5 protein-coding genes are annotated in these 7,858 nt (G+C 63.2%); 2 read left to right on the forward strand and 3 right to left on the reverse strand.

Annotation, left to right across the window (positions count from 1 at the left end; translation table 11 throughout):
• Positions 1-140: 140 nt before the first annotated feature.
• Positions 141-1,913: an ABC transporter ATP-binding protein gene (locus H163_RS0120765; RefSeq protein WP_019966546.1), complete on the reverse strand. Its 1,773-nt coding sequence runs from the start codon at positions 1,911-1,913 to the stop codon at positions 141-143.
• Positions 1,914-2,011: 98 nt separating this feature from the next.
• Positions 2,012-3,793 (reverse strand): aspartate--tRNA ligase, encoded by a 1,782-nt coding sequence (aspS, locus tag H163_RS0120770; protein WP_026356136.1) that lies wholly within the window; start codon positions 3,791-3,793, stop codon positions 2,012-2,014.
• A 371-nt stretch (positions 3,794-4,164) separates the two neighbouring features.
• Between aspS and H163_RS0120775 the strand changes: the two genes are divergently transcribed.
• Entirely contained in the window at positions 4,165-5,403 is a 1,239-nt protein-coding gene (locus H163_RS0120775) for an MFS transporter (RefSeq protein WP_019966548.1), read from the forward strand.
• A 21-nt stretch (positions 5,404-5,424) separates the two neighbouring features.
• Here the strand turns inward: H163_RS0120775 and H163_RS0120780 are convergent, their stop codons facing one another.
• Positions 5,425-6,042 (reverse strand): ParA family protein, encoded by a 618-nt coding sequence (locus H163_RS0120780; RefSeq protein ID WP_019966549.1) that lies wholly within the window; start codon positions 6,040-6,042, stop codon positions 5,425-5,427.
• 129 nt (positions 6,043-6,171) lie between these two features.
• On the opposite strand from H163_RS0120780, the gene rnd reads away from it, so the two are divergent.
• Complete coding sequence (gene rnd, locus H163_RS0120785) at positions 6,172-7,347, forward strand: ribonuclease D (protein WP_019966550.1); 1,176 nt, start codon at positions 6,172-6,174, stop codon at positions 7,345-7,347.
• Positions 7,348-7,858 lie beyond the last annotated feature (511 nt).

Here is a 7,858-nt window from a genome sequence, read left to right on the forward strand (position 1 = left end):
GGCAAGCCACGCTCGCCGGGAAGAGAAGACCTGAAACAGCAAACAAGAACGCCGGGCAGATCCCTCTGCCCGGCGTTTTCTGTCTTCCGGCTGCGCTGTATCAATTCCCGGCAATGCAGGCTCCTTGAAAGAAGCCCGCATCACCCCTTCGCCGTCTCCCGGAACTGCAGATCGTAGAGCCTGCGATAAACACCGTCATGGGCCAGAAGCGCTTCATGCGTGCCGGTTTCCACCACGCGGCCCCGGTCGAACACGGCGATGCAATCCGCATCGCGCACGGTGGAAAGCCGGTGGGCGATGACGAGCGTGGTGCGGCCCTGCATCAGCCGCTTCAGCGCGCCCTGCACCTTGGCTTCCGATTCCGCGTCAAGTGCCGAAGTCGCCTCATCCAGCAGGAGGATCGGCGCATCGCGCAACATGGCACGGGCAATGGCAATGCGCTGGCGCTGGCCACCGGAAAGCCGTCCACCGCCTTCGCCAACGAACGTGTCGTAACCCTGTTCCATCGCTTCGATGAACTCATGGGCATTGGCATCCACAGCCGCACGGATGATATCCGCGTCCCCGGCGCCGGGGCGGCCAAGGGCGATGTTGTCGCGGATGGAGAGGTCGAAGAGGAAGGTATCCTGCGTCACCAGCGCGATCTGGTCGCGCAGGGAGGCGAGCGTCACCTGCCGGATGTCCTGACCGTCGATCAGAATGCGGCCCGTGCGGATGTCGTAGAACCGCTCCAGCAGCGAGAAGGTGGTGGACTTGCCGGCCCCTGACGAGCCGACCAGAGCGGTCACCTTGCCGGCTTCCGCAATCAGATCGAGGCCGTTCAGTACAGGCTTGTCACCATAGGTGAAATGCACGCCTTCAAACCGGACCTCGCCCTTGCCGGTCTTCAGCTCAACGGCATCCGGCGCATCCTCGAAGGCGGGCGGGCGGTCCAGCATCTCGAACATGAGACGCACGCCGACCAGATTGGAGCTGAGGTTCACATGCAGGCGGGCGAGGCGCTTCACCGGTTCATAGGCGAGCAGCAGCGCCGTGATGAAAGAGAAGAAGCCGCCGGGGTCCTTGCCCTGCTCGATAACGCTGAAACCGCCATAAAGGATGACCATGGCAATGGCGAAACCGCCAAGCGTTTCCATCAACGGCGAAGTGCGGGCCGTCAGCGCGGCAATGCGGTTGGCCCGGCGTTCCACATCACTGACCGCCTTGTCCATCTCGGCACGCATCCGGTCCTCGACGCGGAAGGCCTTGACCACACGCACACCGATGGCGGTTTCCTGCACGGCAGAGACGATCTTGGTGGTCGAAACGAACTGTGACTTGGCGTGCTTGCGCACCCGGCGCACCAGCAGCGACACGCCGAAAACGGCCGGCGGCATGATCAGCAGCGCAATGGCGCTGAGGCCGGGGTCCTGAATGACCATGACGGCGACGAGGCCCACAACGCTCAGGAGGTCGCGGCCGAGCGACAGAACCACCATGTCCAGCACGCTGCGGGCAGCCTGTGCATTGTGCGAAAGCCGTGTCGCCAGATCGCCCAGCGGTGTGCGGTCGAAAAAGGCCATGTCCTGCCGGGTGATGGTGCGGAACAGGCGGCGCTGGCAATCGGCGACAATGGCATTGCCGATCCGGCTCATCGTCACCTGCTGACCGTAGGTCGAGATGCCCTTGACCGCAAAGATCGCCATCACCGTAAAGGCAATCAGCCGGACCATGGACTGGTCGCGGTTGACGAAGACCTCGTTGATCACGTCACGCATGATCCAGGCACTGGCCGCGGTCGAGCCCGCAACAAGGCCCATGAACAGGAAGGACAGCAGATAACCCGGCACATGGGCGCGGGCATTTTCGGAAACGAGACGCCGGATCACCTCATAGGTGCCATCCGGGTCCTGAAACCAGGTCTTGACGCTCACGTTTCACGCCTCTGGTCTGCGGCGGCCTGCGCCCTTGGTACAAGGATCACCGCCGGGTAATACGGCTGCGCCCGCTTTTGGGCGGGCGCAGCATCAGATCACTTGGCCGGGAGGTTAAGCCGCAGATGCAGCTCCCGCAGCTGTTCGTTGCTGGGCGGCGTCGGCGCGCCCATCAACAGGTCCTGCGCTTGCTGGTTCATCGGGAACAGCGACACCTCACGCAGGTTCTTCGCCCCGACCAGCAGCATGATGATGCGGTCCACACCAGCGGCCATGCCGCCATGGGGCGGTGCGCCATACTGGAAGGCGCGGTAGAGGCCGCCGAAGCGCTCTTCCACATCCGCAGCGCTCAGGCCAACCTTCTCGAAGGCCTTGACCATCAGCTCCGGCGACTGGTTACGGATCGAGCCGGACGCAATCTCGAAGCCATTGCAGACCATGTCATACTGATAGGCCTTGATGGTCAGCGGGTCCTGGTTCTCCAGCGCCTCCATGCCGCCCTGCGGCATCGAGAAGGGGTTATGGGCGAAGTCGAGCTTCTTCTCGTCCTCGTTCCACTCATAGAACGGGAAGTCGACAATCCAGCACAGCTCGAACCGGTCACGGTCCACGAGGTTCAGATCCTCGCCCGCGCGGGTGCGTGCTTCGCCGGCAAACTTGTAGAACTTCGCCGGATCACCCGCGACGAAGAAGGCGGCATCACCGTCCTCAAGGCCGAGCTGCTGGCGGATCGCTTCAGTGCGCTCCTCGCCGATGTTCTTGGCAATGGGGCCAGCGCCTTCCAGCACATCGCCTTCCTTGCGCCAGAAGATGTAGCCGAGGCCCGGCTGGCCCTGTCCCTGCGCCCAGGAGTTCATCCGGTCACAGAAGGCGCGGCTGCCGCCGGTCTTGGCCGGAATGGCCCAGACCTGGTTGCGCTCGTCTTCCAGCATGCGGGCGAAGATCTTGAAGCCGGAACTGCGGAAGTGATCGGACACTTCCTGCATGACGATCGGGTTGCGCAGGTCCGGCTTGTCGGAGCCGAACATGCGGATCGAATCGTCATAGGCGATGCGGCGGAAGGTCTGCGTCACCGGCTTGCCTTCGGCAAATTCCTCGAAGATGCCGCGGATCACCGGTTCCATGGTGGTCCACACGTCTTCCTGCGTGACGAAGCTCATCTCGAGGTCGAGCTGGTAGAATTCACCCGGCAGACGGTCAGCGCGCGGGTCCTCGTCGCGGAAGCAGGGAGCGATCTGGAAATAGCGGTCGAAGCCCGCCATCATCAGCAGCTGCTTGTACTGCTGCGGCGCCTGAGGCAGCGCGTAGAAAGTGCCCGGGTGGATGCGGCTCGGCACCAGGAAGTCACGCGCGCCTTCCGGCGAGGAGGCGGTGAGGATCGGCGTCGAATATTCGGTAAAGCCGCCCTTGGTCATCTCGCGGCGCATAGCGGCGATGATCTGGGTGCGCTTGACGATGTTCTTGTGCAGCGTGTCGCGGCGCAGATCGAGGAAGCGGTAGGTCAGGCGGACGTCTTCGGGATACTCCTGCTCGCCGAACACCGGCAGCGGCAGCTCCTTGGCAGCGCCCAGCACTTCCATGTCGCGGATGAACAGCTCGATCTCGCCGGTCGGCAGGCCTGCATTCACCGTCTCTGCCGTGCGGGCCTTCACCTCGCCGTCGATGCGGATGCACCATTCGGAGCGGACGGTTTCGGCCAGCTTGAAGGCGGCGCTGTCCGGGTCAACCACGCACTGGGTGATGCCGTAATGGTCACGCAGGTCGATGAAAAGAAGCCCGCCATGATCGCGCACACGGTGGACCCAGCCCGACAGGCGAACGGTTTCCCCAACGTGGCTCGCGCGCAATTGGCCGCAAGTGTGGCTCCGGTAGCGGTGCATGCAGTCCTCGACAATCTCGGCAATGAACAAGGGGCGCGCCCCGCAAAAGGGCACGCAATCGTGCGAGCGACAAGCCACGTTGTGCCGCCAAAGTCAAGACGCAGGCGGGTTTCCTCCCCCGTTCCAGCCCTTCCGGGGCATGCCGCGTTAGAGCCTTGCGCGCCAACCGATCACTTTCCGTGAAGTGTCCATTCACCTCGTGAACTGTTTTCACCGGCAAACGCAGAGTACAACGGGAGACTAGGGAATTGCAGGCGGCCTGCGGCCTTTGAGTCGGGCCCGGCACCGCCGCACACAGAACTGACCAGAGGTCCAAGAGCGCAGCAACAAGGCGCCGGCCCGCAATCGCAACGCGCCTTCCAGAGAAACCGATGTCAACGATCCGCCCGCTCATTCCCCTGCTCGCCACCGCCGGCATTCTCATCGGCGGCAACGGGCTGCAGGGAACCTTCATCTCGCTGCGCGCGCTGGAGGAAGGCTTTTCGCCGCAGACCATCGGCGTCATCGGCACAGGCTACAATATCGGCTTCGCCATCGGCTGCATCTATATCACCCGGATCATCCGGGCCATCGGCCACATCCGCGCCTTCTGCGCCCTGGCCGCGATTGCCGCCGCCGCTTCCATGCTGATGCTGCTCTATATCGCGCCCCTGCCCTGGTTCCTGATGCGCCTCGTTCAGGGTCTGTGCATCGCCGGACTGTTTGCCGTGGTGGAAAGCTGGCTCAATGCGCGCGTCACCAATGCCAACCGCGCCCGCACGCTTTCCATCTACCGCTTTGTCGATCTGGGCGCGGTAACCTTGGGCCAGTACATCATCCCGGCGGTCGGCGTCAGCGGCTTCGAACTGTTCGTCATCATCGCCATGACGCTGACGCTCTCGCTGGTGCCGATCTCCCTTACCGACCGCACCAGCCCGGCGGTGCCCGAGCATGTGCGCTTCGATGTGCGGGTGCTGTGGCGCGTGTCACCGCTGGCGACCATCGGCTGCATCGTTGTCGGCTTCACCAACGCCAGCTTCCGCTCGCTTGGCCCCGTCTATGCGGACGGGATCGGCATGACGGTCACCTCCATCGCCACCTTCATGAGCGCGGGCATCTTTGCCGGTGTGGTGCTGCAATATCCGCTTGGGCATTACTCCGACAAACTGGACCGGCGGCTGATCATCCTCATCGCCACCTTCGGCGCCTTCATCTCCGGCATTTTCCTGGCGCAGATTGCGGGAGAAAGCGTCTGGCTCAATTATCTGGGCATCTTCGCTTTCGGCGCCTTTGCCATGCCGCTCTATTCCCTGTGCTCGGCCCACGCCAATGACCACGCGGCCCCCGGCCAGCATGCGCTTGTCTCGGCCGGAACCCTGTTCTTCTGGTCGGTCGGGGCCATTGCCGGACCGCTCTTTGCCTCGATGCTGATGGGCCGTTACGGGCCGCATTCCCTCTTCTGGTACACTGCCGCCGTGCAGGGGCTGTTCATGATCTATACGGTGATGCGGATGTTGCAGCGCGAAGGCGTTCCGGCAGAAGGCCGCCGCAGCCGCTTCCGCTCCCTCCTGCGCACCTCCGCCTTCTTCGCCAAACTGGCCGGATCTGGAAGCGCAAAGGAAAAGCCGTGAGAACGCATTGCGGCTGGGATATCAATCCAGCGCCTGAATGAGCGGATGCCATTGCGCCAGAACGTCAGCCGGGGCTGCCGGCGGATCGAAGACGCAGGTTCCGCTGGCAGCATGGCGGGCATAGATCACCCGGTCGGCAATTTCGGTCAGCAGCGGATAGCCTGACTCCTGCGCCTGTTGCTGCAGCAGAAGCTGATCAGCCCGGCTGCGGCGGACCCGGTTGGCCACGACGAGAATTTCCGCCTTGCCCTTGCGGATCCGTTTCATCTCCGCGAGCCGTTTCAGGAACGCAGCCGTCGCGTCCCAGTCGAAGGCCGACGGCATCAGCGGCACGACGATGTCATCGGCCTCCGCCACCAGTTCCTTTGCCTTCTCGCCGCGCAGGCCGCCGGGACCGTCGATGAAGACAAAGCCATGGCTGAAGGACGGCATGTCATGCTCTCCCTTGCTCCAGTCGAGCCCATGGATCACCGGCAGGCCTTGCGGCCGCCGCTTCAGCCAGCCCAGCGACGAGCGCTGCCGGTCGGCATCAGCGAGAAACACCCGCTCGCCCCTTGCCGCAAAAGCGGCAGCAAGCGTGGTGGCTAGCGTGGTCTTGCCGCAGCCGCCCTTGCTGTTGACGATGAGAATCCTGCGCATGAAGCTGTCCTCCGGAACCTGAGCTTTGCGCAGGTGTTTCCTTCATGCAACCTCGCCGGCGCACATTACAAGAGGCTGACGGTTTCATGGCGACAAGATGGCAAGTCTGCGGTATAGACCAGAGTTACCATGAATCTGATCACGACCACATCTGACCTCGCCGACGCCTGCAAGCGCCTTGCCGCCCATGATTACGTGACTGTGGACACGGAATTCCTGCGCGAGACGACCTTCTGGCCGAAGCTCTGCGTTATCCAGCTGGCTGGCCCGGATGATGCCTTCATCGTCGACGCACTGGCCACCGGGCTCGACCTTGCGCCCTTCTTCGAGCTGATGCGCGATCAGGCTGTCATCAAGGTCTTCCACGCCGCCCGGCAGGATATCGAGATCGTCTATCATCTCGGCGGCCTGATCCCGACGCCCCTCTTCGACACTCAGGTCGCAGCAATGGTCTGCGGCTTTGGCGACTCGGTCTCCTATGACCAGCTGGTGCAGCGCATCACCGGTGCGCGCATCGACAAGTCCTCCCGCTTCACTGACTGGGCCCGCAGGCCCCTGACACAGAAGCAGCTGGAATATGCGCTGGCGGACGTCACCTACCTGCGCGATGTCTATCTGTTCCTCAAGGCCAATCTGGCCGAACAGAACCGCATCAGCTGGGTGGGCGACGAGATGCAGGTACTGCTGTCGGAAGGCACCTACCGCACTGAGCCGGAAGATGCATGGCAGCGGCTGAAAATGCGCGTGCGCAAGCCGATCGAGCTGGCTGTACTGATGGAAGTCGCCGCCTGGCGCGAGCGTGAAGCCCAGTCCCGCGACGTGCCTCGCTCCCGCGTGCTCAAGGACGATGCCATCTACGAGATTGCCGCCCAGCAGCCGGTGAATGCAGATGCCCTCAGCCGCCTGCGCACCATTCCGCGCGGCTTTGAACGCTCCAAACAGGCAGAGGACATCCTCAAGGCCGTCAACGCTGCCATGAGCCTGCCCAAGGAGAAGCTTCCGAAGCTGCCCAAGGGCCGTCAGGCGCCCGATGGCTCTGCCGCCGCAGTGGATCTTCTGAAGGTCCTGCTGAAGCTCGTCAGCGAACAGCAGGGCGTCGCCGCCAAGGTGATCGCCACGGTGGAGGATCTGGAGCAGATCGCCGCCGATGATCAGGCCGATGTGCCTGCGCTGGAAGGCTGGCGCCGCGAAATGTTCGGCGAGATGGCCCTGAAGCTCAAGCGCGGTGAAATCGCCCTCGCCTTCGACGGCCGCCAGGTCGTGGCGCTGGAGCAGCCCGCCAAGTCCAAGGCCGCCGCGGAGTAATCCGGCTGGCAGTATGACTATTGAAAAGCCCCCGGCGCCGCGAGGTTCCGGGGGTTTTGTTTTGATTGCAAAGCTCTGCACCTTACCGGAGGCTGCATTGCGAATATTCCGGACAGTGATCAGGTCGCGGCTTGAAAGCAGTACGCCCATCACAGGCCCCGGCACGGCGGCCGGGGCGGCGCGGAGAGCGGGTTTTCTTTTGAGATACCCAACCGCTGCAGTACGCATTTTCAGGAGGCACTGAGCAGCCTCCCCACTGCGCCGTCCCGGCCTTGTGCCCATACGCGCTAACTTATTTTGTTGCGACGATTTTTGCTTTGTGATTCTGAGTTTGCATGAGACCCGAATCACTTCTGACTGATGACTGGCGAGGCGTTGTCGAGCGGCTTGGCGGCACCGATTTTCTTGAGCAGAGCGCGTCGCAGACCGGTGCCTTGCGGCGGCGGCGGTCGTTTTCGAGTGCGGTGGATCTGCTGCGGCTCATTCTGGGCTATTGCCTTGGCGATCATGG

It is taken from the genome of Pannonibacter phragmitetus DSM 14782, assembly GCF_000382365.1.
Lineage (GTDB): Bacteria > Pseudomonadota > Alphaproteobacteria > Rhizobiales > Stappiaceae > Pannonibacter > Pannonibacter phragmitetus.